The 25,784-nt window shown below is 60.3% G+C and carries 19 protein-coding genes; 10 read left to right on the plus strand and 9 right to left on the minus strand.

All coding sequences use genetic code 11. The features are described from left to right. The first annotated feature begins 128 nt into the window (after nucleotides 1-128). From ACGG9J_RS02780 to ACGG9J_RS02790, 3 genes are all read left to right on the plus strand, one after another. Nucleotides 129-617 (plus strand): MarR family winged helix-turn-helix transcriptional regulator, encoded by a 489-nt coding sequence (locus tag ACGG9J_RS02780; RefSeq protein WP_390133407.1) that lies wholly within the window; start codon nucleotides 129-131, stop codon nucleotides 615-617. Beyond that, nucleotides 575-1,990, plus strand: a complete 1,416-nt coding sequence (locus ACGG9J_RS02785; RefSeq protein WP_390133409.1) for an MFS transporter — start codon at nucleotides 575-577, stop codon at nucleotides 1,988-1,990. Before ACGG9J_RS02780 ends, ACGG9J_RS02785 begins: the two co-directional genes overlap by 43 nt. 355 nt (nucleotides 1,991-2,345) lie before the next feature. Next, complete coding sequence (locus tag ACGG9J_RS02790; protein ID WP_390133410.1) at nucleotides 2,346-2,909, plus strand: hypothetical protein; 564 nt, start codon at nucleotides 2,346-2,348, stop codon at nucleotides 2,907-2,909. A gap of 362 nt (nucleotides 2,910-3,271) precedes the next feature. Here the strand turns inward: ACGG9J_RS02790 and ACGG9J_RS02795 are convergent, their stop codons facing one another. Beyond that, entirely contained in the window at nucleotides 3,272-3,664 is a 393-nt protein-coding gene (locus tag ACGG9J_RS02795; protein ID WP_390133412.1) for a hypothetical protein, read from the minus strand. Between the two features lie 481 nt (nucleotides 3,665-4,145). Between ACGG9J_RS02795 and ACGG9J_RS02800 the strand changes: the two genes are divergently transcribed. Both ACGG9J_RS02800 and ACGG9J_RS02805 read left to right on the plus strand, forming a co-directional pair. Further along, nucleotides 4,146-7,907, plus strand: coding sequence for an RCC1 domain-containing protein (locus ACGG9J_RS02800; protein WP_390133414.1), 3,762 nt, complete (start codon nucleotides 4,146-4,148; stop codon nucleotides 7,905-7,907). Nucleotides 7,908-8,303: 396 nt separating this feature from the next. After that, a complete protein-coding gene (locus ACGG9J_RS02805; RefSeq protein ID WP_390133416.1) occupies nucleotides 8,304-11,852 on the plus strand; it encodes an RCC1 domain-containing protein in 3,549 nt (1,182 codons plus the stop codon). A gap of 503 nt (nucleotides 11,853-12,355) precedes the next feature. Here the strand turns inward: ACGG9J_RS02805 and ACGG9J_RS02810 are convergent. Further along, nucleotides 12,356-13,744, minus strand: a complete 1,389-nt coding sequence (locus ACGG9J_RS02810; protein WP_390133418.1) for an MFS transporter — start codon at nucleotides 13,742-13,744, stop codon at nucleotides 12,356-12,358. A gap of 51 nt (nucleotides 13,745-13,795) precedes the next feature. Next, a complete protein-coding gene (locus ACGG9J_RS02815; protein WP_390133420.1) occupies nucleotides 13,796-14,752 on the minus strand; it encodes a nucleoside hydrolase in 957 nt (318 codons plus the stop codon). A gap of 343 nt (nucleotides 14,753-15,095) precedes the next feature. Between ACGG9J_RS02815 and ACGG9J_RS02820 the strand changes: the two genes are divergently transcribed. Beyond that, the gene (locus tag ACGG9J_RS02820) at nucleotides 15,096-15,395 is read left to right on the plus strand and encodes a hypothetical protein (protein WP_390133422.1); all 300 of its coding nucleotides are present in this window, start codon (nucleotides 15,096-15,098) and stop codon (nucleotides 15,393-15,395) included. A 49-nt stretch (nucleotides 15,396-15,444) separates the two neighbouring features. Here the strand turns inward: ACGG9J_RS02820 and ACGG9J_RS02825 are convergent, their stop codons facing one another. Together ACGG9J_RS02825 and ACGG9J_RS02830 are read right to left on the minus strand one after the other, a co-directional pair. Beyond that, nucleotides 15,445-15,648 carry a hypothetical protein gene (locus tag ACGG9J_RS02825; protein ID WP_390133424.1) on the minus strand — a complete coding sequence of 68 codons (204 nt, stop codon included), beginning with the start codon at nucleotides 15,646-15,648 and terminating at the stop codon, nucleotides 15,445-15,447. A 113-nt stretch (nucleotides 15,649-15,761) separates the two neighbouring features. Continuing rightward, a complete protein-coding gene (locus ACGG9J_RS02830; RefSeq protein ID WP_390133426.1) occupies nucleotides 15,762-16,787 on the minus strand; it encodes an alpha/beta hydrolase in 1,026 nt (341 codons plus the stop codon). Nucleotides 16,788-16,981: 194 nt separating this feature from the next. Here ACGG9J_RS02830 and ACGG9J_RS02835 point away from each other — a divergent pair, with 194 nt between their 5' ends. After that, nucleotides 16,982-17,701, plus strand: coding sequence for a DUF4391 domain-containing protein (locus tag ACGG9J_RS02835; RefSeq protein ID WP_390133428.1), 720 nt, complete (start codon nucleotides 16,982-16,984; stop codon nucleotides 17,699-17,701). Nucleotides 17,702-17,731: 30 nt separating this feature from the next. Here ACGG9J_RS02835 and ACGG9J_RS02840 read toward each other — a convergent pair whose 3' ends face one another. Then, on the minus strand, nucleotides 17,732-18,922 hold the full coding sequence (locus ACGG9J_RS02840) for a CdaR family transcriptional regulator (RefSeq protein WP_390133430.1): 1,191 nt from the start codon (nucleotides 18,920-18,922) through the stop codon (nucleotides 17,732-17,734). Nucleotides 18,923-19,122: 200 nt separating this feature from the next. Between ACGG9J_RS02840 and ACGG9J_RS02845 the strand changes: the two genes are divergently transcribed. Next, the gene (locus ACGG9J_RS02845) at nucleotides 19,123-20,421 is read left to right on the plus strand and encodes a GntP family permease (protein ID WP_390133432.1); all 1,299 of its coding nucleotides are present in this window, start codon (nucleotides 19,123-19,125) and stop codon (nucleotides 20,419-20,421) included. 27 nt (nucleotides 20,422-20,448) lie between these two features. Continuing rightward, the gene (locus ACGG9J_RS02850; protein ID WP_390133434.1) at nucleotides 20,449-21,579 is read left to right on the plus strand and encodes a glycerate kinase; all 1,131 of its coding nucleotides are present in this window, start codon (nucleotides 20,449-20,451) and stop codon (nucleotides 21,577-21,579) included. Nucleotides 21,580-21,687: 108 nt separating this feature from the next. On the opposite strand, the gene ACGG9J_RS02855 is transcribed toward ACGG9J_RS02850, so the two are convergent. Then, entirely contained in the window at nucleotides 21,688-22,806 is a 1,119-nt protein-coding gene (locus ACGG9J_RS02855; protein ID WP_390133436.1) for a zinc-binding dehydrogenase, read from the minus strand. A gap of 225 nt (nucleotides 22,807-23,031) precedes the next feature. Here ACGG9J_RS02855 and ACGG9J_RS02860 point away from each other — a divergent pair, with 225 nt between their 5' ends. Next, nucleotides 23,032-23,763 (plus strand): SOS response-associated peptidase, encoded by a 732-nt coding sequence (locus ACGG9J_RS02860; RefSeq protein WP_390133438.1) that lies wholly within the window; start codon nucleotides 23,032-23,034, stop codon nucleotides 23,761-23,763. Here the strand turns inward: ACGG9J_RS02860 and ACGG9J_RS02865 are convergent. Beyond that, nucleotides 23,712-24,365, minus strand: a complete 654-nt coding sequence (locus ACGG9J_RS02865) for a peptide deformylase (protein ID WP_390133439.1) — start codon at nucleotides 24,363-24,365, stop codon at nucleotides 23,712-23,714. The two genes, ACGG9J_RS02860 and ACGG9J_RS02865, sit on opposite strands and share 52 nt — an antisense overlap. A gap of 30 nt (nucleotides 24,366-24,395) precedes the next feature. Then, on the minus strand, nucleotides 24,396-25,772 hold the full coding sequence (glmM, locus tag ACGG9J_RS02870; RefSeq protein WP_390133441.1) for a phosphoglucosamine mutase: 1,377 nt from the start codon (nucleotides 25,770-25,772) through the stop codon (nucleotides 24,396-24,398). Between the last annotated feature and the right edge of the window lie 12 nt (nucleotides 25,773-25,784).

The following is a 25,784-nucleotide window of genomic DNA, read 5'->3' on the forward strand; positions in this document are numbered from 1 at the left end:
TTTCAGCCATGTATGCAGAAGAATCCAAAGACAGCATTACAGCATTAGCGCCCAAGCACGCACGCTTGTCCATACCCAACCCAGGAGATTATTCCTTAGGTAGCTAACTATTTATCCAAGGAGAGCTTTTGAGCGAGGACTACGGCAAGCGGATCAAACGGGCAGCCAACCTCATGTCACGGTCCATGGATGCCTACGCGGCTCGATACGGGCTGACCGGCACCCAGATGTCCATCATCGACTTCCTGGGCGAATCCCAAAACCGCACCCAGCGCGACATCGAGATCGAATTCGACATCCGCCCATCTACAACGACGAAAATCCTGCAACGCATGGAGGCCAGCGGACTGCTCACGGCCAGGCGGGATCCCAAGGACGGTCGCCAGCGCATCATCGCCCCCACGGCCAAGGCCCGGGGCATGCAGACAGCAGCGCGGGCTTATATAGAAGACCAGCAAAAGGCCATGGAACGCCGGTTCGATCAGCGTGAGCTAGCTGCCTTCGACCGCGTGCTGGCCTATTTCATCGCGTTGAATTCCGATGATGCCTCCCAGACTGGGAAGGAGCCTCGCCCATGCGAGCCCAGGAGCAAAGCACGGCAATCCCCCGCAAGGTAATCGGCGCTGTGGTAGCCACTGGCATCATGTCCTTCTGCGGCGTGATCGTGGAAACAGCCATGAACATCACCTTTCCTGCCCTCATGAGCCATTTCGGCATCGGGACCTCCAGCGTGCAATGGATGACCACCCTCTACCTGCTGGTCGTGGCCTCCATCACCCCGCTCTCGGCAGCTCTCAAGCGCCGATTCCGCAGCCGGACCCTCTTTCTGTGCGCCAACCTGCTCTTCCTGGCCGGACTGGTCATCGACGCGCTGGCTCCGACCTTCCCGCTCCTGCTGCTGGGCAGGGCCATACAAGGGCTGGGCACCAGTATCGCTCTGCCATTGATGTTCAACATCATCCTCCAACAGGTCCCGGCAAAGCGCATCGGCACCATGATGGGCGTAGGCACCCTGATTACAGCCATCGGACCAGCTGTCGGCCCCACCTTCGGCGGCCTGGTAGCAACCACCATCGGGTGGCGTTTCGTCTTCATCATCCTGATTCCCGTACTGCTCGTCTCGCTGGTGACCGGTCTGGCTTGCATACCCTCGGTTCCGGTCTCGGCAGACAGGGAAGCGGCCGGGTTGGTCCCGCTTGACGTGTTCCTTATGGTTCTGGGCTTTGCAGGTCTGATCTTCGGCATCAGCAACGCCTCGGCAGGATGGCTCTCCTGGAGATTCGGCGGAGCGCTGGCCCTGGGACTTTTCGCACTGGCAGCGTTCGCCCTCCGTGCCCGGCATCAGGCCCAACCGATCATCGACGTGCGTTTGTTTGCCGATAGGCGCTTCTGTCTGCATGCGGGCGCATACATCCTCTTCGAGATCAGCGCCTTGGCTCTCTCATTCATCCTGCCCAACCACCTGCAGCTGGTTGATGGCTGCACCTCGCTGCAGGCCGGACTAGTGGTGCTGCCGGGCGCGGCGATCGGAGCCGTTCTGGCTCCGCTCTCCGGCAGGCTCTACGATCAGCTAGGCCCGCGCATCCCCATCATCAGCGGCAGCCTTGTTGCCCTGATCGGCCTCCTGGGATTTGCCCTTACAGCCCGTCGGCTGACATCCATGGCCATCCTGATACTCTATATTTTTTTCATGCTGGGCATCGGGTTGAGCTTCGGCAACATCATGACCAACGGCCTGCACCGGCTGAGCCAGGAGCAGCAGACCGACGGCAACGCCATCTTCAACACCGTCCAACAGTTCGCTGCAGCCATCGGCAGCAGCCTGGCGGCCACCATCGTCGCAGCAGGCCAGGCCGCAGTCGCAGACCAGCATCTGGGCACAATCAATGGCTCACAGCATGCCCTGATCCTGCTATTGATTGTCGGCATCCTAGAAGTTCTGCTGATCCTGGCCGCCCTAGGTCGCTCTCATAAGTCGCAGCTTGCTTGAGGAATGGGAGAATTTACCAAACGGATGCCCGAATGGCAGTCAGTCAAGACCCAAAAAATCTCATCTCGTTTTCGCCAGCTGCTCCACCAGGCGCAATAGGAAATCAGGGTGGCCGTGTGTGGAAAGCGACGGGCTGAGTGTCATTGTTAATAATGCGGAGCACCGAGCGCTAAGGCTAAGCAGAGGCTTACCATATATATGGGGTCTGTATTCGACCACTGACAAGATAAGCTGTACATATTCATGTACCATAAACAGAGAGTTACACTTATAATTCAATAACTGCTCTTCTGATTCACCAAACGCAGATCTGGTCAACAATGTCGTAAGCCTTGCACTTCACTAAGGAGAACCGATGAAGAAGACAAAAGCTATCGGTCAAATGAAATTTAATTCTTCTCAAATAGCTCAGCCGGGTTCCGACAGGCGCACGCATCGGCTCACAGCATTGCAGTCATGGTTCCGCGACAAGGCGAGCATAGCTGAAACCACTTGGAGAAAACAAATGGTTGCCGCAATGGCCTTGCTGATGGGCGTGGGCCTGCTTTCAGGTTGCCAAGGGCAGACCCGGTCAGAACCCTCGGTCAACGAGGCCGCCGGTTATTTTTCTTCTTTGACCAAGTACAAAGTTTCTGGCGACGGCAGCATTAGTACTATTTCTGCCGACAAAAAGGGAAGCCTGTACGTGCTTGCACGGCGAGCCGACCTCAAGCGGGTAGAAGCCGTGCAATGCAAGGTAAATGGCAAAGCCATGCAGCGATCCTCTTCTAATATGAATTACCCGGCAGGCAACGGCCAGAATTTCTTCCCCTTTGCACAAATCGAAATCGCGCAAGACGACCCGCACAAGCTCTCATGCAACCAGCCGAATGGAATCAAATTAATTGCGTTGCTGGACCCGCATATCCGAAACCTATAAAGGCTGGGGCCCCGAAGCGCAGAGCGGTGAGAGGTTCCGGAGACGGCTGTGAATGTGGCAGCAAGCATGCTTCCCGTACCCTAAGCCGTACGAAATCTCCTAGCTGATGGGAGAGGAGCCAACCAGCCTGTCACCAGGATTGGTCTGCTCTCGGTGGGGACTGCCACTGTTTTTGTGTGCGAAAGATGCTGCATCGCTCCCTAAAGTTGCCTTGGGTCTCTGAATCTTCCACAGATACCGCTCATCCTCTTTGCGGCTCATTGTTCACTTCCCTCTTGAATGCGGAAACATCAAATGACTGCTATTACCCTCGAACCCTGCACTCAACATTCAGACGCAGCCCAGACCACATCTCATTCACTTCATGAAGACGGCGCAAATAAGATGAGGCACGTTGCCCAATTCAGGAACCTGAAGGACGCCTGTATGCGTCCGCATACGGCTTGCTCCTGCTCAGGCAGCCGCCTCATCTCGTTGTCGGGACTATGGGGACCCTGACCCTTCCAAGTCTTCCGAGATGTCTGTTCGATCTCGGCCCTGCGCTGGCTCAACTGCTCGAACGCCTCCTTATCCACCTCATGATTGGGATCCATATGCTGCACTGAGCCAGGGACGGCAAACGCAGACTCCCCCCGCTCGACCTTCGCCGCGAACTCTTCCATCTGTTTGAGTTCCACCCCGCTGATATGCAATCCCGTCTCTGCCTCGCCCACGCCCACGCTTCCCTTCCATTGCACCACTCGTGCGAACATCATTGCTATCACCGAATGCCTGCGGCAATTAAGCAATAAGCAGCTACGAAATATGGCGTTCAAAAGCAGGCGATCTGCTTTATCCTCAGGGTTGCCTGTGCTGTAAACTTTCGCGCCTGAAGCCGGTTCGGCCGACATCGTCCTTCACGCCCGCCTACAATCCAGGGCAGTCTGGCGTAATCGTGGTTTGGTTCCTGGGCGGCATCAACCGGGACCTGTCTGCCTCGGCTGCACCACAAAGGCGCCTTCTCATTGTCGGCAGAGCTGGTGCCGCCCATCCCGCTTCATCAGCAGGCATCGGTCGGACGGCGCACAACCGATCTCATGAGATTTGTCATCCTGTGATCAAGGCAGTACTGACACGTCTAGATACGTGATAAAGTTGTTTCAGGTCAGACCGGGACTGATCCCGGCGGGTAGCCCGTTTTGCTTGGGATTATTTGATAATGGGCCTCTGGCCATGAGGAAGGGGAATGTGCCAATAATGCGTCATCGTCGGAACAAGCCGGATCGGTCAACCACTGTTGCTGGCCGACTGCTCGCTATCACTTTGTCAGTCGGCCTCCTTACCGGTACAGTCGCTACGGCCAAGGCGGCTACGAGCAAGCCTAGCGGGTCCGACGCGAACGCTACGGCCGCGCTAGAAGGCGCCAAGGATACAGGTTCGGCAGACCCTGGGGTAAACAAGCAAAGTTCCGGCATTGCCTCCAGCAATGCAACCTCGCCGGATCCGTCGACAAAGCCCACGACGCCTTCTGCACCCACAGCCACCCCGGGCACATCAGAGACTCCGTCGACCACGCCAACGCCGCAGAACTCTGAGCAGCCGGCACCATCCTCTGATCCTGCTCCTACGCCCACCCCGACTCAAAACGATCCCAAGGATTCTGACCATAGTGATAAAAACTCGATCCAGCCACGCTCATCGACGGCATACACAGTAACCTTCAAAAGCCCGATAGGCTCAACAACACCTAATCAACTACTCTTCTCCGGAGATAGGGTGAGACGTCCCGCTGACCCCTACTGCAAAGGCTATTCCTTTGTTGGCTGGTTCATCGGGAATGTCGCTTATGACTTTGCCCAGCCCCTCACCGGAGACCTCACACTGACGGCCCGCTGGGTCCAGGGTCTTAATTCCTGGAGCCTTAGCCCTAGCCATGGCCCTACCGCCGGCAACACGACAGCCACCCTGACTCCGCCGAGCGTGGGAGGTATTCGTTTCAGCCAGTTCAGCGCAGGAAAAGACTTTTCGCTAGCCCTCGACTCGGCCGGAATGCTATACAGCTGGGGAAACAACAGCAAGGGGCAGCTGGGACGCACACCCAGCGCCAGCGAACCGGCTGATCGGCCGGGAAGAGTAAATGTGCCAGATGACGTCCGCTTCCTCCAGGTTAGCGCAGGAGACGATTATGCTGTGGCAATCGACATGACTAACCATTTATACAGCTGGGGAAACAATGAAAAAGGACAGTTAGGGCAAGGTACCTCCTCCACAGAAAGCCGCCCGCCACAGCAGGCGCTACCATATACGAATGCCGCAAAATCTTTTGTTCAAGTCAGCGCAGGGCCAAGTCATGTACTGGCAACATCCTCGGACGGACTTGTGTTCAGCTGGGGAGACAACAGCAGCGGGCAGTTGGGACGTGCTGCCGGCGGAGTCGGGAGTCATTATTCGACCGCGGACCCAACCGTGGTGTCGCTGCCAAAAGGCGTCACGATCACACAGGTAACCGCAGGCGGCAAGACCTCCCTTGCACTCGCAGCTGATGGCAGCGTGTACAGCTGGGGGGACAACAGCAGCGGGCAGTTGGGACGCACACCCAGCGCCAGCGAACCAGCAGATCGGGCATACAAGATGAATACGGCGGACGGCGTGAGCTTCAGCAAGATCAGTGCAGGATACCGCCACATACTGGCCGTTGATTCAGATGGCAATGCATACAGCTGGGGATACGGCAGCACCACCCAGCCCAGCAAGGTAGCCCTGCCTGACGGCATCAAAACGAGGCAGGTCAGCGCCGGACACGACTACTCCTTGATAACCGGATCCGACGGCAACATCTATAGCTGGGGAGACAACAGCAGCGGCCAGCTGGGACAAGATACGGGTGGTGAAACCACAAACCAGCCAGGCAAAGCGGTCACGCTCGACGGCGGCACCTATATCCAAGCCATTGCAGGGTACAGGCACATCCTTGCTCTAGGCTCAGACGGCTATCTCTACGGCTGGGGTGACAACAGCAGCAGCCAGCTGGGCACCGGCGCCTCAAGCAGTGTGCCAGTAACCACCCCCAGTAAGGCAGACTACCCCCAAGAATCCAAATTCAGCAGCGCCAAGCTGGACGGAACCGAGATTACCGGCTTGAGCAAGAACCAGGACGGCACCTGGAGTTTCCGCACCCCTGCACACAAAAAAGGCCAGGTGGACGTGACGGTCGCTTGGACCAGAAACGGCCATCAGCCCGATGCACATCTGCTCTACAAGTACGACGGTTCCATGTACACGGTCACCTTCGACAGCGAAGGCGGTACATCAACACCAGATGCCCAGCGGGTCATGGATGGCGATCAGGCCGTCCGCCCCGACAAGGATCCAGCCAAGGACGGCTATCTGTTCGACGGATGGTTCCTCAAAGACTCCAAGGGCGGCTCCAATATAGCCTATGACTTCAACCAGCCCGTCACCAGCGACATCACCTTAGTCGCCCACTTCAGCCCCGTCTCACACTGGAGCATCGACAAGAAGGAGGGGCCGGAAACTGGCGGCCAAAGCGTCAAACTTACCCCGCTGCAAGACACACGCGGAATCCGCTTCTCTCGGATTCAATCGGGGCAGACTTTTAGCTTGGCCTTCGGTTCGGACGGCAACCTCTACAGCTGGGGATCTAACGATTACGGACAACTTGGACGCACCCCCTCCGAACTTGAACCCGTGGATAGACCTTTCATAGTGAAAACACCTGCAGGAGTCCGCTATATGCAGGCTGCTGCAGGAGAGAACTTCGTCCTGGCCCTGGGCTCAGACGGGTATGTGTATACTTGGGGAAATAACTCTTATAAACAGCTGGGACGCTCCACCAGCAGCATCTCAAACAATTCCCCTGGCAAAGTCGAGCTGGCTACGGGCATCCGCTTCACCAGAGTTTATGCGGGCGATCGCTTTGCCTTGGCATTAGGCTCTGATGACAACCTCTACGCCTGGGGAGACGATTCGGGAGGCGCACTAGGACAAGGCACTTTAAGAACCGCCAGTGACCACCCTATTAGAGTGGCTGTACCCGAAGGCATCACATTCACCCAGGTTTTCACTGAGCCGTCCAGCAAGCATGTTCTCGCCTTGGGTTCAGACAGCAACCTCTACAGCTGGGGATACAACAATGGGTGGCAACTGGGCCGCGACCGTAGTGAGGTAACTAAATTTGGTGACCCTTGGCCACGCAAAGTTTATACCCCAACTGGCATCACTTTTACGCAAGCCAGCCCGGGCCACAATTTCTCGCTGGCTCTCGGCTCCGATAACAATCTCTACAGCTGGGGATCCAACAACAAAGATCAATTGGGGAACAAGGAAATTCTATCCCAGACCCCTACCAAGGTCATCATGCCTTCGGGCGTTAACTTCACCCGGTGTGCGGCAGGATGGTATTTCGGCCTCGCTGCAGGCTCGGACGGCAACATCTACAGCTGGGGATCTAACGATTATGGACAACTTGGACGCACCATCAGCGGCAAATCCGACTACCTACCCACCAAAGTGGACGCTCCAGCCGGTATCGCCCTCATCCAGCCTCAGGCAGGAAACGCCTACTCCTTAGCCATAGGATCAGACGGCAACACCTACAGTTGGGGAGACGACCGAAACAACCAGCTGGGACGTGAACGTCCCACCAGCGACAAACTGGATCCGCATCCAGGCAAGGTCAACTTCCCTGGAGTAGGCATTCCCAGGCTCGTTCAATTTGGCAATGCGGCAGGCATTAATCTGACGAACAACAATGACGGCACCTGGAATGTGACCACGCCGCCTTATTCGCCAGGACCGGTTACCGTCACCATCGACTGGACGGTGAACGGGGTTGCACAAACCACTGACACCAGCAACGTCTACCGGTACACCTCCATCGGCGTTCTGCCTCGGGCCGGTGGCACCGGCATATTCCTTCCCCTCGCCATCGGCGTGATCGTCATCGCGACAACCATCGCGGCGCGACGATTGAGACAGACCAGAAGCCTGAACCGTTAGACTTCACTCGAGTAAGTACGTCCGGATTGTGTCTAACCCCAAATAACGACGATCCGGACCAACAGGGTGGCTCCGCACTCCCCCAACACAGCGGAGCCACCCTCTCTTATTTGCCCCCCCTTGGCAGGAAGCTGCCACATCCCGGACTTGACATAACATTTTTTACCTGATTTATCCGGGTGTTGCTCCCATTCTGTCCCGAATCTGCATGCTAGCGTTTTTCTAGCTGCCGGGAATGTGCCCGGCATGCAGCCGATGAAAAACTTGGGGTTTTCATCATCGGACCGCCTTGTTTTGGGAGAGGGGTTTGAACCTATCATGTGCCATCCGGACGTGTCTTCCCGGTCAGCCATTGTTGTAGGCCTTTTGAAGGCCATCGTCATTCTTCCAGCCAGCATGATCATCGGTAGCCTCGTTGCAGCCGACACCACAGCCAGAGCAGCACCACCCCGACCGGTCAGTCTGGAAGAGGCCACAACAGGCCAGCAAACAGACATTTCCGCCAGCACGCCAACTCGTCCAGACGCACCCCCGTCCTTGAGGCTTGCGACCTCGGCATCCGAGCCTGGCAAGGCCATCGACAGCCATCCGCAGGCACAGTCGACTTCGTACACGGTCGTCTTCGACAGCGCTGACGGCAGCAGCGTCGGACCACAGACCATTACCGCAGGCACCCAAGCCAGCCGCCCCGCCAAGGACCCGACCCGGGACGGCTACCTGTTCGACGGCTGGTTCACCAAAGAGACCAATGGCGACTCCAAGGTAGCCTACGACTTCACCAAGCCCGTTACCAAAGACCTCACCCTGACCGCCCACTGGACCAAGGGAACCGGCTCATGGAACCTCTCCCCCGTACAGGGGCCAGCCAAAGGAGGCGCCAAGATCACTCTGACCCCGCCCACCACGCCGGAGATACGCTTCAGCCACATCATCCCAGCAGAAGAAGACGGGTCCCAGGCCATAGCCTCGGACGGCAACCTCTACAGGTGGGGAGACAACAATTACAAATTGGGAACACCTGAAGAAGAAAAGCGCACGCCAAACCTGGTCACCCCCCCGGCCGGCGTCCGCTTCACCCAAGTCAGCGGAGGATCCTCTCATTCCTTGGGCCTTGGATCGGACGGCAATCTCTACAGCTGGGGATACAACAGATATGGCCAGCTGGGACGCGACACCAACGGCGATCCCATGATAGACAATCAGCCGGGGCTGGTCACCCCTCCGGCCGGCGTCCGCTTCACTCAAGCCTGCGTAGGAGCCTGGCATTCCTTGGCGTTGGGCTCCGACGGCAATCTCTACAGCTGGGGTGAAAACAGCTACGGCGAACTGGGACGCGACACTGGTTCAGCCACATATGATGCCAAGCCAGGCAAGGTGAACCTGCCTGCAGGAGTCGCGAACATCACCCAGATCAGCGCAGGGACCTTCTACTCCATGGCTCTGGACTCGGACGGCGCCCTTTACAGCTGGGGAGACAACAGCTACGACGAGCTGGGACGTTACGTCGGCGACTTTGTCTATAAAGACAGCACACCGCGCAAAGTCTCCGCCCCCGCAGGCGTCAAGAAATTCACTTGGATCACGGTAGGAGAGTGGACATCCCTGGCCCTGGGATCGGATGGCAAGCTCTACAGCTGGGGATACAACGAATACGGCCAGCTGGGCCGCGACACCGGATCAGCAACACAAGACCGCAGACCGCGCAAGGTGACCATGCCGGCAGGCGTCACGAGATTCACCCAGATCAGCACAGAACGCAGATATTCCCTGGCCCTGGGATCCGATGGCAACCTCTATAGCTGGGGATACAACAAGTACGGCCAGCTGGGCCGCGACACCGGATCGGCTTTATACGACACCAAACCAGGCAGGGTGCCTACACCAGCAGGCGTTGCAAAATTCACCCAGGTCAGCGCAGGCTATTCCCATTCCATGGCCATCGGCTCGGACGGCAACCTCTACAGCTGGGGATACAACAAGTACGGCGAACTGGGACGCCCCACCAGCGGCAACTACGACAGCCATCCCGGCATGGTCGCCTTCCCCGAGGATCCCAGGCCCGATAACGTCAGCTTCGGCGGGACGATCGGCGCTTACCTGAACGCCAACACGGACGGCACTTGGAGCGTCACCACGCCCAAACATGAACATGGCAAAGTGGATGCAGTCGTCACCTGGAAGATGAACGGCGAACGACCTGAAGCACACCTGCCCTACAGATACCTGGAAACTTACCATCCCACTTTCGACACCGCCGGCGGCATTGGGTTCTACTTTCAGTCCGTGACCGAGGGGGACCAAGTGAAACGCCCCGACAGGGATCCGATCAGGAGGGGCTACTTGTTCGACGGTTGGTTCACCGGCGATACAGCCTACGATTTCAGCAGGCCAGTCACCGACAAGGTGGTCCTGACCGCTCACTGGAGCCAGGCTGGCACCAAGTGGAAGCTCGACAAGGACACTGGCCCCCAGTCCGGCGGTCAGACCGTCACCCTGACGCCGCCGCCAGCACGCGGAATCCGGATCACCCAGGCCGACGGAGGAGAATTTCACTCAGGAGCTGTGGGATCGGACGGCAGCCTCTACACCTGGGGAGACAACAGCAGCCATGGGCAACTGGGACGCGACATCACGGGCACACAGGACAGCCGTCCCGGCAGGGCGGAGGCCCCTGCAGGCGTCAAGTTCGTTCATATCAGCACAGGATACGGGCATTCCATAGCTGTGGGATCGGACGGCAGCCTCTACAGCTGGGGAGACAACAGCGTCGGCCAGCTGGGCCGCGCAGTCACCAACAGTGAGCCAGCTGATAGACCCAACAAGGTGGATACCCCGGCAGGCATCACGTTCACCCAGGCCAGCGCAGGCGGCTCATATTCTGTAGCCGTCGGCTCAGACGGCAGCCTCTACACCTGGGGGAATAACAGCGTCGGCCAACTGGGCCGCGAGACCACCGGCGAATCCGACTGGAAACCAAGCAAGGCTGACACGCCAGCTGGAGTAGCTTTCACTCTGGTCAACACGGGCAGGGGCCACACCGTGGCTCTGGACAGGCAAGGCAACGCGTACACCTGGGGAGACAACACCCATGGCGAACTAGGCCGGGACACCAGCGGTACTCCGGCAGACAGGCCAGGCAAGGCCGACGCTCCTGCAGGCATCACCTTTGCCCAGGCCAGCGCCGGCGAAAGCCACTCCATAGCTGTGGACTCAGACGGCAACCTCTACACCTGGGGAAATACTGCCGACGGGCGCTTGGGCCGGGACACCAGCAGCACTCCGGCAGACAGGCCAGGCAAGGCCGACGCTCCTGCAGGCATCACCTTTGCCCAGGCCAGCGCCGGAGGCGGATACTCAGTCGCCGTGAGCTCTGATGGCAATCTCTACACCTGGGGAGACAACACCCATGGCGAACTGGGGCGCGACACCAGCGGCACTCCGGCAGACAGGCCAGGAAAAGCGAACACGCCAGCAGGCATCACCTTCACCAGGGCCAGTGCAGGAGCAGGTCATGGACTGGCCCTGGGATCGGATGGCTACTTGTATAGCTGGGGATCAAATGCCAACGGCCAGCTGGGCCGCGACACCGGCAACGCCCAGGATGCCAGCCCAGCAAAGGCAGCTTTCCCAGGCCTCGGCATCCCCACTGATGTCAAGTTCGACAATGTGGCAGTCTCAGACCTGACCAGAAACCCTGACGGTACTTGGAAGGCGACCACGCCGACACACATGCCCGGCACGGCAATCGTCACCATCGACTGGACGCTGAACGGAGCAGTCCAGACCCCCGACGCCAGCAACACGTACCGGTACGCATCCATCAGCCGGTTGCCCTCGGCTGGCGGAAGCGGCCTGCTACCCCTGATAGCAGCGGGTCTGCTCGCCTTCGCATGTGCAGCAGCAGCCAGACGCCACCGACTGGAAAACCTTAGCCGACAAGAATAAAGACTTCCCTCGTGTAAGCAGGTCCGGACAATCACTATCCCCGGCACAAAGCCCGGACCATCAGGGTGGCCCCAACTCCCCCATGCAATGGGGCCACCCATATACTTCCGTCAGGACTATAGCGGCATTATCTGCGCAGCCCTGCAACCGGCCGGCAGAGACGCCGGGAAACGCTCCACCCCTACGGTCAAATGCAACCAGATCACCGATGTAGGGGCAAACAATGATTCCCCATTGGGTATGTGCAGAGACCGGACCGACTACCCTTGGGAAACAACGGCTCAGGCCAGGCACGGATCAATCTGCCGCCCTGCCCACGGGCAGAACAGCGTGCAGATAGGCAAGCATCACTTAGGGCTCAATTCCGCAAGGGAACCAATACCCTCCCTAAGCCCCATCACACATATCAATAGACCACCCGACAGCGACGGAGGAAGCAGCTCCTCTTATCGTAAACGGATGGTCTATCGTTCTATGCCAGAGAAACACAACCTGCGGCAGGGCTACTGCTGATCGGCAGTCTTGGCGTATATGGTCCTCTTGCAGACCAAATACACGACCAGGCCCAGCAGAGACACGGCAGCTCCGATCAGGAGCAGGTTGCTGTAGTTGGCAGCCGGGCCGGTGGCGCCCATGATGCTGAAGCCTTCCAGACTGGGCTTGCCCATCAGACCGCCGATGACGGCGATGCCGATGGAGCCGGTCACGTTCATGACCAGATCATTCATGCCCACGCCGCGGCCCGACTGGTCCTGGGGCAAGGTGTCAAGCACAGTGGAGACGATGGGCGAATACATCAGTCCGACCCCGGCATAGTAGACGCAGGCAGTCAGCGTCAGAGCCAGCAGACCGGAATTGACCACCAGAGCGGACCCTGCGAAGCCTAGAATCATCAGACAGGCGGCAATGATGATTGCTGACTTGCGGCCGATCCTGTCCACGATGGCGCCCGAAGTGGTGCCCAGCACAGCAGCCACCAGGAAGGCCCAGACCACATGCAGGGAGACCGTAGACGTCGATACCTTGTAGACGTCACGCCCGACGGCGTTGAAGATGGGCGACATGCAGTAGTTCATGAAGTAGAAGATCAGGATCAGCCCGATGCCCATCAGCCAGCGCTTGTTGCGGAAGAAGTCCGGGGTGATGAAGGGGCTCTTGGCCCGGCTGATGTACAGGGCGAAGATCAGGTAGCAGACAGCAGAGGCCGCCAGCAGCCACCAGGCCGTGTAAGAGAAGAAGAGGGTCAGCAGGGCCGTGGCCAGTCCGAAGATGACGAAGCCCAACCAATCCACTTTCTCGCCGTTGCCGCCGCCTGTGGGCAGGCTCTTGAGCAGGATGGGCAGGAAGACGATGGTGACCGCAGGAATCAGGAAGAGGTACTGCCAGGCTATTGAGCTGAGCAGACCGGCGGCGAAGATGCCGATGGCTGCAGACACTTGGTAGCCTGCCGTGAAGATGCCGAAGAAGATCACCTTCAGGGAGGGCTTGAGGTACTTGGTGGCCACGACCAGGTAGGCCGAGCCGGCCACCTGCTCGCCGGCGGTCTGCAGCAGCCGGGCCGCAATCACATTCCAGATGTTGGGAGCCATGACCGTGTTGGCCACGTATCCATACACGGACCCGATGAACAGTATGCACAGGCCGAAGGTGACCAGCTTGCGCAGGGATACGAAGTCTCCCAGGGACCCGTAAATGAAGCAGACGATGCCCAGGACGATGCTGGGCAGGGCCGTGATGAGCGAGGCCTGGTCGGGAGCGCCAGCGTCCTTGCCGACCTGCTGGAAGACCAGGTTGAAGCCCTGCAGGCACAGGGTTCCCAGGACGAAGGTGATCAGCAGCAGGATCAGCGATCGTACAGCTGTCGAGTCCTCGGTGGATTGCTTTTCGGACATGATGTCTTCAATTCTCTTTCTTTTGCGTGAACTTGCCGGGGATGGAAAACCTCAGCCGGCCTGGGAGGCCAGCATGGTGATGCGGGTCATGAACTCGTTCAGGAAACGCGGCACGTCCACCCCGACTGCCACGCGCATGGTCTTGTGCGGGTCGTTGAGCCGCTGCTCGTCCCCGATGGTGCGCCCGCGCGTAGCGCCCTCGGTCTCCACCTTCATGTTCATGGGCAGGGTGGTGACCAGAGTCGGATCCACAGCCACGCCCACGGCCAGAGGATCGTGCAGGCCGCAACCGCCCAGGTGGGGTGAGGTGGTCTCGTAGGCCTTGATGTAGAAGTCGGTCATGTCCGCCAGGAAGGTGCCTGCCGCAGTGCCCAGCTGCCGCCAGCGGGCGGTCTCCTTGTAGGTGAGCAGGGTCTGCAGGGTCACGTCCAGGCCGACCATGGTCACGGGCGCGCCGGAGCGGAAGAGCACGTTGGCCGCGTCCGGGTCCTGTGAAATGTTGGCCTCCTGCCAGGCGTCCACATTGCCCGGCACGGTCAGGGCTCCGCCCATGAGCACGATGGAGCCGATGCGTTGGGCGATCTCGGGCTCCTTGGCCAGGGCGGCAGCAATGTTGGTCATGGGACCAGTGGGCACATATACCAGATCCTTGCCGTAAGTGTTTACTGCATCAATGATGAAGTCCACGGCCGACTGCGTCTCAGCCCTGCGGTCCGAGTCGGGAATAGCCACGTCGCCAATGCCATTCTCTCCGTGAATGAAAGCGGAGACGGGAAGCACCTCGAAGGAGTCCGCTTTGGATGCGTGGGACAGGCCCGGATAGACTTTGACCTCGGGATGACCCAGCAGGTCGGTGATAGCCAGATCGTTGCGGATGCCCTGCTCCAGAAGCACGTTGCCATAGGTGCCCGTTATACCGATCAGCTCAACTTCGGGGCTGCCTAGAGCATAGGAGATAGCCAGAGTGTCGTCGACACCAGTGTCCAGATCGAGAATCAGCTTGCGCATACAATGTTTCCTTTCATCGCCATGGCTGTATGGAACCATGGCCGTAAGCACCCACGATGTCCTTGTTGTGGATGCTTGTTTATCATATGCGAAATCGATCTGTTTCGCTGCCCATGACAGGCGCAAGTTATGGACAATATCATCAAATATTCGTCTCGTCGGCAGCCAGGGCCCAGATAGCAGATTGAATCGCTGATTTCCTGACGGATTCCCTGGCCACAATGGCGAGCCGAACCGACGGGCCACTCCCCTGAGTGCGTATGATTACTTTGATTCTGCCCGGATGAGCTGGCGAAGGGACCCCATGACCGTGATTCAAGGACGGCGGCACAGCCTGTAGCTGATGACCGCTCTGGGCGTGCTGGCTGTGGGACTTGCAGACGCTATCGTCTTCCTTGCCGCTATCGGGGTCTGCTACCGGTTCGTCGACGCTCCGGGCAACGGGTCGCGCACGGCCGCCTGGATCATGATCGGCATGATGATGATCTGCGTAATCTTCGTCCAGGGTCTGGTGGCCCCGGTCACCTGGCTGCTCTTCGCTCTGATCAATGTGTGCGCCCTGGTCTTCGCGTGGATCATGGTGCCCGAGACCAGGGGCAAAAGCCTGGCCCAGATCGAGCAGGAGGCTCGGGCCCGGGCATAAAAAGAGGGCGGGACCGGATATCGGTCCGCCCTCGATGAGATATGACGCCTCAGATGCCGAAGACCTGCTTGGCCAGCTTGGCGATGGTGTCGCCGCCCAGCTGTGCGACATCATTCTTGCACTGGTTGATCCTGCCGAAGAGCTGGTCCGCGTCGTTGTATGACAGGGGCTTGCCGATCTGCTTGGCCAGATCTACCAGCTGGTCGATGGTCTCCAGGTTGCTCAGCTTCTCTACCAAGGTCTTCTCGTCCATGAATCACTCCTCTGTAAACGGCGGTGCAGACACCGGGGGCCTTGCGCCATCGATGCCCACCTTGCTCTATCCATCATAGCCAGAGATCGGATGAACCGGGCACGCGGACGGGTTCAAATCAGGTCGTAGGAGAAATCGTGGATCTGATCCAGGGTCCGTCTGCTCTCCTCCAGCCAGGTCATGGCCACCGGATAGACGTGCCCCAGGGTCTGCAAACGGTTGGGCCTCAGGTCGTGCAGCTCGAAGTCACGACCGTTCCTGCACAGGATTTCGGCCAGTTTGAGGGCATCGCCCTGCAGAAAGTCGTCAGCGCTGGTGTTCAGGAAGACCGGCGGCAGGCGGACCATATCAACCATGGTCGTTAAGTCGGCCAGACGGTCGCCCCCAGCACGAACAAAGCTTCCAAGGAAGGACGGAGCGACCATGGTCAGGGTATCGGTGGGCGATCCCGTGGGATGAAAACCAGCCGGATCCACCGATAAATAAGGAGTCAGATCGAACAGACCAGAGACGAATGCAGCGCCCCGAGGCCGCAGCCCGACGGGCTTCAGCCCCAGCGTTCGCGCGAATTGGGCATCGGACTCCACTGCCAGCGCATAGAGTGCCAGGGTGCCCCCGGCCGAGTCTCCCGTCAGAAAGATCCGATCAGGCGAGACCGGATACTCGTTCAGGTGATTCTTTATCCAAGCCAGAGCCGTCAGCACGTCACCCAGCTGGCCCATAAAGTCCGCGTTCGGAATCAGCCGGTAGTTGACCGAAAAGACCGCAAAGCCGCGCCCGGCCAGGTGGGTGCAGAAGTTTCGGTTGAGCTCCTTGTAGCCGTACATGAACCCGCCGCCGTGGATGTCGATGTATACCGGGGTCACCCTGCCGTTGCGCAGAAGAGCATCATGGGGCAGGTAAAGATCCAGCTTGTGGGCGCGCAGACCGTCGTCCACATAGGCGATATCGTTGATGCAGTCCACTCCTTCGGGCACCTGCCAGTGACGGGAGCGGGGAGCATCCATGCGCCCAAAGGTCAGCCGGGAGCCCAGAATGGCCCGAACCATATCGGGACTGCAGCCATCCAGATCCCCGTCGACCTCGGTCCATCCCTCTAGAAGCTCGCGTTCCTCGTCGGCTACAGTCATTTCCGACATCTCTGAATCTTCGCCCATCATTCAGCCCTCATCACTTCAACCCTCGGATCTTGCGCATGCCTACAGTTCGTTCAGCTCCTTGCATCCAGCCTTCCGGGTTTACAGCCAATATACATTGCCGACAGACGGACACCCATACCCCAGAACACGCTTCTGCCGGTAGAATGACGGAAACAGCGACAGAAAGGCCAAGGATGACAATCGCAACCTACGAAGGCGTGTCCGCGCTCTCCCTGGGCCTGCCGCCCACCACCGCCATTCCAGCAGCCAAGGGCGAACTGCTCATAAGGGCCTTCACCACGCGACCGCCCGTCTCCTCACGGCTGCGTCAACACTTCTCCACCAGCGTCGACAAGATCGTCATGCTGGCTCTGCTGCGGCCCGGGACCATCCCTGTGGCGGACGGCGCGCACTGCCATGAGGTACTGGTCATGGCCGTCGGTTTGAAGACCCCCGATGTGCCGGAGGACGTGCTCGAGCATATCGCCGCTATGCGTTCCTCAGGCATGGTTTTCATCGCCATTCACCGGAATGAGGCAGGTCTCGTCTGCACTCCGGCCGTCCGCCGAGCCCTGCCCACCAAAGCCGGCCATGAGACCAGGCATACGCTCCACCTAGGCAGTCCTCGCCCTGCGGATCAGGCCAATCTGACCCTGGTCGGCGATGATATGGACCAGGTCTGGGACAGCCTGTGCGCCCAGGTGACCCTGGACCAGACTGACGGCAGGGATCTGGACGACCGACTCGCCGTCCGCGAGCGCATCGACCTGCTCAGGGCCCAGGAGACCAAGCTGACCGGGGACCATGGCCGGGCACGAACCACCCAGGACCGCAACACAGCCTTCGCCAAACTCCAGAAGGTCCGTGCCGAGCTGAAGCTGCTCTCCGCCGATGGTCAGACGGCAGAGAATTAGGGTACAGAGTCCAGCCAGGACCAGTTCGGTCTAGTTCGTTCCTTCAGGCTGGTCAGCGGTCTCTGGGGAGTCGCTCAACTCCGCGCTTTCGTCAGGAATATCCTTGTAGGCCAGGTACTTGCGAAGATCAAAGGCTGCAGCCAGGATGGGATAATCGCTCAGGCGTCGAGGATTGTAGCCCGTCTCTCTCGCCAAAGCATCCAGCCGGTTCTGCATAGTGTTCTTGTGGATGAAAAGCTCCTGGGCGGCGTGCGTAATGCTACCGTTGTGCCGGGTGTAAGCGCTGAAGACCCTGTCGAACTGCTCAATGCGATCCGGCTCCAGGCCTGCAAAGACCTGCTCCACAAAGGCCTGGCACTGCTCGGCGGGCATTGAGGTGATCAGCAGCCCCGTGCCCATCTGTTCGTACCGATACCGCTGGTCATTGTCAGTGAATCCGGCCCATCGTGCTGCGATGCATGCCTGCCGATAGCTGCGCCAGTACTGGTCCGGATCCGCCTGGATCGCCCCCGCACCCAGCACCACCTGGGAGCCGACCGCGCCAGCAAGAGCCTGCCGTAAAGCGACCACGAAATCATCAAGCTCGGCTTGCCCCATCTGCGGTGCATAGATGCGAAAGTCCCTGGGGCTTACGGCGAAGAGGGGAACCCCGAAAGACAGGCACGTCTTGCAGAGTTTTTCGTAGAGACGATCCTGGTTGAGCCTTTCCAACCGGACTCCTGGAGCCCTGCCGACCAGAGCCAGCCGTGGACCTGACAGGTCCAGATCAAGGGCCAGGGCCAGGGCGTTCATCAATTCGTTGTCCTTGTGCTTCAGGGTCAGCAGGTTGACGAGGTTACTGGTCATGATCCGCCGGTTGAACCGAGCGATCTGCTCCATGTTGGCGCAGAGCAAGAGCTCGGTCATGCGCTCGATGATCCCGCCCAGAGCCCCCACCCTGTTCACGGGGCCGGTGATCCCGATGACCGCCACCACTGCGTCATTGAGCACTACTGGCACATTGACCCCGTCCCGGGCTCCCTGATAAGGATGCCGACGATCCACGGCAACGGTTTGACCGTCAACGGCCGCCTGGCGGGCCGCGCCATGGAAGCTGCCTATGCGCGAGGCGTCAGTGCTGGCCACCATGGTTCCCTCAGTGTCGAAGAAATTGATATTGTACTCGATTACATCCTTGAGGTTGTCGACGATTGTCTGCGCCGTCGCAGGGTCTATGGTCATGGCTCGCCTCCTCATGAACATGGTACATGAACCATTTTTGCTCACACTCTCCTTTGCTTTTCGAGTATGGGTGCCCTGGTAAAAAGAGCTTAACAGAGCCACACTGATGGTGAACAAAGCTAGAGGATCGTTGCTGGTCTGGCATCTATGACGATGCCGACCATGGTCCCTGGCACAAGATACGGATCAAAGGAACTGACATGGACATTACCTTGTCATGGTGGGCCGCCCTGCTGGGCCTGGCCCTGGCCATCATCCTCATTCTCAGGAAACTCAACACCACCTATGCGCTCATGCTGGGGGCCATCGTAGGCTGCCTGATTGGGGGCGCCTCCCTGGGCCAGACCGTCAACATCGTGGTGGCTGGCTCTCAGAGCGTCATGGGCACGGTCATTCGGGTCCTGGCTGCCGGCGTGCTGGCGGGGGTCATGATGGAGTCCGGAGCCGCCAACCGGATAGCTCGAACCATTGTGGACGGCCTGGGCGAGCGCATGGCCATCCTTTCGCTGGCCCTGGCGACCATGATCATCTGCGCCGTTGGAGTCTTCATCCCCGTGGCCGTTCTGATCGTGGCGCCCATTGCCATCGAGGTCGGCAGCCGACTCAAGATATCCAAGCTGGCCCTGCTGATCGCCCTGTCAGGGGGCGGCAAGGCCGGCAACATCATCTCGCCCAACCCCAACACCATCGCGGTGGCATCGGGATTCCACATACAACCCTCGGCTGTCATGATCGGCAGCTTTATTCCAGCCTTATGCGGACTGGCCATGGCTGTTCTGCTGGCCACCATCATGCAGCATCGCGGGCGGATCGTCACCATGGAAGATCTGGGCGAGGACGCAGCTAAAGCCTCCAAGGACAAGGATCTGCCCTCTTTGGGGCGCTCCCTGGTGGCCCCGATCACCGCCGTGGTCCTGCTCCTGCTCAACCCCGTGGGCTCTATCCTGCACATCGGTCTGCTGGAGCGGTTCCAGGTGGATGCCATGTACATCCTGCCACTGGCATCCATCCTGGGGCTGCTGGCCATGGGACAGGGCGGAAAAATCCTCACATACACCAGCGCCGGTCTGCAGCGCATGGTGGATGTGGTCCTCATCCTGATCGGAGCCGGAGCCCTGGGCGGGCTGATCACCAGCTCCGACCTGCCCAAGCAGATCGTCGACCTCATCCACGCCATGGGCGTGCCCGGATCCATGCTGGCCCCCATCGCCGGCATCCTCATGGCCGCCGCCACCGCATCCACCTCCACGGGCGTTATTCTGGGCAGCAGCTCCTTCGGCAAGTCCATCCTGGCCTTTGGCACCTCGGGGGTGGCCGCCGCCGTCACCATGCAGGCAGGCGCCACGGTCATCGACCAGCTGCCCCACGGCAACTACTTCCACGTCACCGCCAAGTCCATCAACATGACCCTGGGCGAGCGGATGAAGGTGGTCCCTTTTGAGTTCCTGGTGGGCCTGACCATGACCCTGGTGGCCATGCTGGTCTATCTGGTCTTCTGAATCCACGAGTCAGGAAAGGTCACAACCATGAAAATCATCATCGCACCCGACTCCTTCAAAGGCAGCCTGACCGCCAAGGAGGCCGCAAAAGCCATTGAACGCGGATTGCGACGCAGCACACTCAAGGCCGAGATGGTCCTGGTACCCATGGCCGACGGCGGCGAGGGCACGGTCCAGTCCCTGGTCGATGCCACCGGAGGCCATATGATCCAGGCCCAGGTCACCGGACCTCTAGGCCAGAGCGTCATGGCCAGCTACGGCATGCTCGGCGACGGACGGACAGCCGCCATCGAAATGGCTGCGGCCAGCGGCATCCAGTTCGTCAACGAACAGACCCGCGACCCGCTGGTCACCACCACCTACGGCACGGGCGAGCTGATCGGCAAGGCCTTGGACCAGGGCGCACAGGAGATCATTGTCGGCCTTGGAGGCTCGGCCACCAACGACGGCGGCGCCGGCATGGCTCAGGCCCTGGGTGCCCGATTCCTGGACGCTGACGGACATGAGCTGACCCAGGGAGGGGCTGCACTGGCCCGGCTGGACCGAATTGACGCCTCCGGTCTGGATTCCAGGCTGGCAAGCACCCGCATTCGTCTGGCCTCGGACGTAACCAACCCATTGACTGGCCCGGAAGGAGCCTCGGGCGTCTTCGGACCGCAAAAGGGGGCGGACCCATCCATGGTGGCCACCCTGGATGCGGCCCTGGCCCACTATGCAGCCGTCATTCGCAAAGATCTGCATCGAGAGGTGGAGACCAGACCGGGCGCAGGAGCCGCCGGAGGTCTGGGCGCAGGCTTCCTGGCCTTCACTCCGGCCGTCATGGCCTCGGGCGTCAATATTGTCGTAGAGACCACCCACCTTAAGGAGCTGGCCCGCGGCGCCGACCTCTGCTTCACCGGCGAGGGCGGCATCGACTTCCAGACCGGCTTCGGCAAGACCCCCATGGGCACAGCCCAGGCCGTCAAGGAGTCCTCCCCCGGCTGCAAGGTCATCGCCTTGGCAGGCAACGTGGGCGCGGGGACCGAAGAGCTCTACAAGGTGGGCATCGATGCCATCTTCAGCATCAGCCCTGGGGCCGTCAGCCTTGAGGATGCCATGACCAAGGCCGCTGACAATCTCGCCGCAGTGGCTGAGAACGTGGGCAGGCTCCTGTCCTGACCTGGCTCTGGGATTGCCGGAACGACAAAGGGGCCCCGAATGCCTTGCGCACCCGGAGCCCCCTGTTTGGCATGACCTTCAGCAGTCATGCCAAACAGTTGGAGGGGATCAGTCGAATTCGGTGATGACGGAACGAATGACTTCGCCGTTGACCAGCTGCTTGTAGGCCTCGTCGATCTGGCTGAGCTTGATGTGCTGGCTGACGATGTCATGCATATTCAGCCTTCCATCCACAGCAAAGTCGGCATACATGGGGATGTCGTGCTTGATGTTGGTGGAGCCCATCCACACGCCCTTGAAGCCGCGCTGGTGGACCAGCAGGTCGGCCGGGTTGATCTCCAGCGAGACCGTGGCATCAGGCTTGGTCAGTCCGATCGGGTAGGCTGTGCCGCCCACGCCCAGCATGTCCCAGGCCTGCTTCATGGTGACGGGCAGACCGATGGCCTCGAAGGCCTGGTCCACACCGCCGTCAGTCAGCTCGCGCACCTTGGCCACAGGGTCCTCGTTCTTGGAATTGATGACATCGGTGGCGCCGAACTTGCGGGCGAACTCCAGCTTGTTGTCCAGCAGGTCAATGGCGATGATCCGCTTGGCACCGCAGATCCGGGCTCCTGAAATGATGTTCAGGCCGATGCCGCCAGTGCCGATGACGGCCACGGTGTCCCCGGGACGCACATGGGCGGTGTTGATGGCTGCTCCGGCTCCGGTGATGGTAGCGCAGCCGATGCAGGCTGCCTCATCCCACTTGACCTGGTTGTTGACCACGGCCAGCTGGTTCTCGTGAATCAGGGCCTTCTCGGCGAAACCGCCGGTGCCGAAGGCCTGAGTGATGGGCCGACCGTCAGGGAAGGACAGGCGAGGCTTCTCGCCCGCCCCGCGCACGCACTCCTGCTGCTGGGTGCAGGACTGGGGCTGGCCCTTGAGGCAGTTGGCGCAGTGCCCGCAGACCTGCTCCAGGGAGGCCACCACGTGGTCGCCCACCTTGATGCCGGACACCTCGGGGCCCACGGCCTCGACGATGCCAGAGATCTCATGGCCGATCACAGCCGGGAAGGAGAAGAACTTGTCGTCATCCTCTACCAGATGCAGATCCGAATGGCACAGACCCGAGGCCTGCACGTCGACCAGGACCTCCGCGCCAATGGGGTCGTCAATAATGATCTCCTCGGGCTGGGCAAATCCCTTGCCGATGCCGTAGGCAATCGACGCCTTGATCTTCTGAGGCATAAGCCATCTCCTAATCACCATGCCGCCGCCGACCTCGTGCCAGGCAGGGCAAAAACAATGTTGAACACTCCGCTGTGGCCACGGTGGCCCTCAATGGATGCACCGCTGCCGCAGACCGCTTTCATGCTAGCAGGGAAGAGCGGTCAATCAGCATTTAGACTGGCCCGAAAAAAGGCTTACGGCGTTTCCTCGACGGAGGCTCCAGGCATCCATAGAATGGGCTTCATGTGCGGACGATTCGCGGCTGACCTGGACTATGCCAACCTGGCCCAAGGCTATGGCGCCCGGCAGGCTCCAGGACTGCCCAAGCCTTCCTGGAACATCAGTCCCGGGTCGATCATTGCCTTGGTGGCCCAGGACCGACACGGGCAACGGCACCTGCATCCGGCACGCTGGAATCTGGTCCCTTCCTGGGCCGAAAGCGATCACTTGGCCTACCCCACCCACAACGCCCGAGTGGAAAGCGCCCTGACCAAGCGCACCTACGCAGACTCGGCCCGGAGTCGGAGAGCCATCATTCCGGCCAGCGGCTACTACGAATGGACACCCGACCACCAGCCCTACTACTTCCAGGCGCCCGACGGCCACACCCTGAACATCGCCGGCCTCTACTCCTGGTGGCGATCTCAGCCGGGCCAACCCTGGCTGCTGACGGCCACCATCCTGACGACCCAAGCCACGGCGGAGGCTGCCCAAGTGCACGATCGGATGCCCCTGCTGATCCCTGATGAGAACCTGGACTCCTGGCTGGACCCAGGCGTGGATGGCCGAGTGGTCCTGCCCAAGGCTGTGGAGCCGGGCCGTCATGCTTCTGAAGAACTGATCATGCACCCGGTGGCGCCCTTGAAGGGGGACAGACCGGAGCTGACTGAAGATATGGCCCTGGATCAGAGGGTCAAGAGGGCTCAGAGGCTGAAGCCCAGCTCCTCTGCCGCCTCGGTGGGGACCGGATCGTAGGCCCAGTACTCGCTCAGGTTGTCATCGGAGGACAGGCTGCGAATCTCGGCCTTGTCGATGTAGACCTCGCCCGATAGATGGTCGGTCTCGTGCTGGAAGATGCGGGCAGGCCAGCCGTGCATGCGCTGGCGGTGCTTGCGGCCAAAACGGTCCTCCCAGCTGGCCGTGATGTCCAGCCAGCGCCGGCGAACCGCCTGAAATCCTTCCAATGACAGGCATCCCTCATAGAAGGCCGCCGTCTCCTGCCCGATAGGCTCATAGGAGGGGTTGATGATGACCCTGAAGGGCAGCTCGTCGATCTGGCGTGGATCATCCTCGTCGTCGCGAACATGATCCTCAATGACGGCGATGGCCAGGCTTAGGCCCACCTGGGGCGCTGCCAGCCCCACGCCCGGCGCCTCAAGCATGGTGGCCCGCATGGCCTTGAGCAGCCTGCTCAGAGTCTTGGCTGCCAGCTGACCCTTGTAGGGCTGGGCCTGCTGGCGAAGTACGGGCTCGCCCATCTGCACGATAGGCAGGAGCTCTTCTTCGCCAGCCTCGGCCAGCATGGACTCCACCCGGTGGTTGAGATCGGCATCGAAGGCCGCTTTTCTGCCGAACATGGATGATTCCGCCTTTCCTGGGTCGTCTGTTCAGATGGCCAGCTCATCGGCCACAACCGATGCCAGCCGCTGGCAGACCTGGTCAGCCTGCTCCTGGGTGGCCGCCTCGACCATGACCCTGACCAGGGGCTCGGTGCCCGAGGGCCGCAGCAGGACCCGGCCAGTGTCGCCCAGCATCCGCTCCTCCGCCTCGACCGCATCCTGGACCTTGGCATTGGTGCGGGCAGCGTTCTTGTCCACACCGGACACGTTGATCAGCTGCTGGGGCAGCTGGGGGAAGTCGGCGGCCAGCTCCTTAAGGCTCTTGCCCGAACGCACAACCTCCTTGGCCAGGGTCAGGGCCGTCAGAGTTCCGTCACCGGTGGTGGCGAACTCCCGGTTGATGACGTGTCCGGACTGCTCGCCGCCCAAAGTGTAGCCTCCGCGCAGCATCTCCTCAAGGACGTAGCGGTCGCCCACAGCCGTCTGAACGGTGACGATGCCCATCTGCTTCAGTGCCAGCTTGAGTCCCAGATTGCTCATGACCGTGACTACCAGGGTGTCGTTGGCCAGCTTGCCCTCGCGCTGCTTGGCGCGGGCAAGGATGCCCATGATCTGATCGCCGTTGACCATATGCCCTTCTTCATCCACGGCCAGACAGCGGTCGGCATCCCCGTCGAAGGCCACGCCCATGACCGCATCCGAAGCCTGGACCATGGCCTGCAGCTGCTCTGGATGGGTGGATCCGGCGTGCTTATTGATGTTGTACCCGTCTGGAGAGGCGTTGATGACCACCACGTCCGCCCCGGCCCGGCGCAGGGCCTCCGGAGCGACCACCGAGGTTGCTCCGTTGGCGCAGTCGGCCACGATCCGCAGACCGTCCAGGGGCTTGGGCTGGGTCTTGTCGGGAGCGACAGGGGCCACGGCCTCAACCAGATGGTCGATATACATGTTGGTGGCAGTCACCGTGTCATGGGAGACGCGGCCCACGCCCTCTCCCACCGGGCGCTCCCAGTCCTGGCCCAGGACCGCTTCAATGTCGTCCTCCTTGGAATCCTGGAGCTTGAACCCGCCCCGGGCGAAGAACTTGATGCCGTTGTCGGGCATGGGGTTGTGGGAGGCGGAGATGACCGCCCCCATCTCCACGTTCAGCACGCTGGTCAGGTAGGCGATGCCCGGAGTGGGGATGATGCCCACATCGATTACGTCGAAGCCGCCCGATGACATGCCGGCAGCCAGGGCCGAGGCCAGAAAATCACCGGAGACCCGGGTGTCGCGGCCGATCAGGGCACGTCGGCGGCCCGCGGACCGATCCGCGCCACGGCCCAGGACCCGGACTGCGGCATCGCCCAGATCCAGGGCCAGCTGTGCAGTCAGGTCTCTATTGGCTAAACCGCGTACACCATCGGTACCGAATAATCTGGGCATTGCTCTCCTCCG

Origin of the sequence: Bifidobacterium apicola (assembly GCF_042846865.1) — a bacterium.
GTDB lineage: Bacteria > Actinomycetota > Actinomycetes > Actinomycetales > Bifidobacteriaceae > Bombiscardovia > Bombiscardovia apicola.

What these genes read in the sequence shown, in the direction of transcription:
- ACGG9J_RS02785 (WP_390133409.1), top strand. Translation starts at nt 575, where the DNA reads ATGCGAGCCCAGGAGCAAAGCACGGCAATCCCCCGCAAGGTAATCGGC.
- ACGG9J_RS02790 (WP_390133410.1), top strand. Translation starts at nt 2,346, where the DNA reads ATGAAGAAGACAAAAGCTATCGGTCAAATGAAATTTAATTCTTCTCAA.
- ACGG9J_RS02795 (WP_390133412.1), bottom strand. Translation starts at nt 3,664, where the DNA reads ATGATGTTCGCACGAGTGGTGCAATGGAAGGGAAGCGTGGGCGTGGGC.
- ACGG9J_RS02800 (WP_390133414.1), top strand. Translation starts at nt 4,146, where the DNA reads ATGCGTCATCGTCGGAACAAGCCGGATCGGTCAACCACTGTTGCTGGC.
- ACGG9J_RS02805 (WP_390133416.1), top strand. Translation starts at nt 8,304, where the DNA reads ATGATCATCGGTAGCCTCGTTGCAGCCGACACCACAGCCAGAGCAGCA.
- ACGG9J_RS02810 (WP_390133418.1), bottom strand. Translation starts at nt 13,744, where the DNA reads ATGTCCGAAAAGCAATCCACCGAGGACTCGACAGCTGTACGATCGCTG.
- ACGG9J_RS02815 (WP_390133420.1), bottom strand. Translation starts at nt 14,752, where the DNA reads ATGCGCAAGCTGATTCTCGATCTGGACACTGGTGTCGACGACACTCTG.
- ACGG9J_RS02820 (WP_390133422.1), top strand. Translation starts at nt 15,096, where the DNA reads ATGACCGCTCTGGGCGTGCTGGCTGTGGGACTTGCAGACGCTATCGTC.
- ACGG9J_RS02825 (WP_390133424.1), bottom strand. Translation starts at nt 15,648, where the DNA reads ATGGACGAGAAGACCTTGGTAGAGAAGCTGAGCAACCTGGAGACCATC.
- ACGG9J_RS02830 (WP_390133426.1), bottom strand. Translation starts at nt 16,787, where the DNA reads ATGTCGGAAATGACTGTAGCCGACGAGGAACGCGAGCTTCTAGAGGGA.
- ACGG9J_RS02835 (WP_390133428.1), top strand. Translation starts at nt 16,982, where the DNA reads ATGACAATCGCAACCTACGAAGGCGTGTCCGCGCTCTCCCTGGGCCTG.
- ACGG9J_RS02840 (WP_390133430.1), bottom strand. Translation starts at nt 18,922, where the DNA reads ATGACCATAGACCCTGCGACGGCGCAGACAATCGTCGACAACCTCAAG.
- ACGG9J_RS02845 (WP_390133432.1), top strand. Translation starts at nt 19,123, where the DNA reads ATGGACATTACCTTGTCATGGTGGGCCGCCCTGCTGGGCCTGGCCCTG.
- ACGG9J_RS02850 (WP_390133434.1), top strand. Translation starts at nt 20,449, where the DNA reads ATGAAAATCATCATCGCACCCGACTCCTTCAAAGGCAGCCTGACCGCC.
- ACGG9J_RS02855 (WP_390133436.1), bottom strand. Translation starts at nt 22,806, where the DNA reads ATGCCTCAGAAGATCAAGGCGTCGATTGCCTACGGCATCGGCAAGGGA.
- ACGG9J_RS02860 (WP_390133438.1), top strand. Translation starts at nt 23,032, where the DNA reads ATGTGCGGACGATTCGCGGCTGACCTGGACTATGCCAACCTGGCCCAA.
- ACGG9J_RS02865 (WP_390133439.1), bottom strand. Translation starts at nt 24,365, where the DNA reads ATGTTCGGCAGAAAAGCGGCCTTCGATGCCGATCTCAACCACCGGGTG.
- glmM (WP_390133441.1), bottom strand. Translation starts at nt 25,772, where the DNA reads ATGCCCAGATTATTCGGTACCGATGGTGTACGCGGTTTAGCCAATAGA.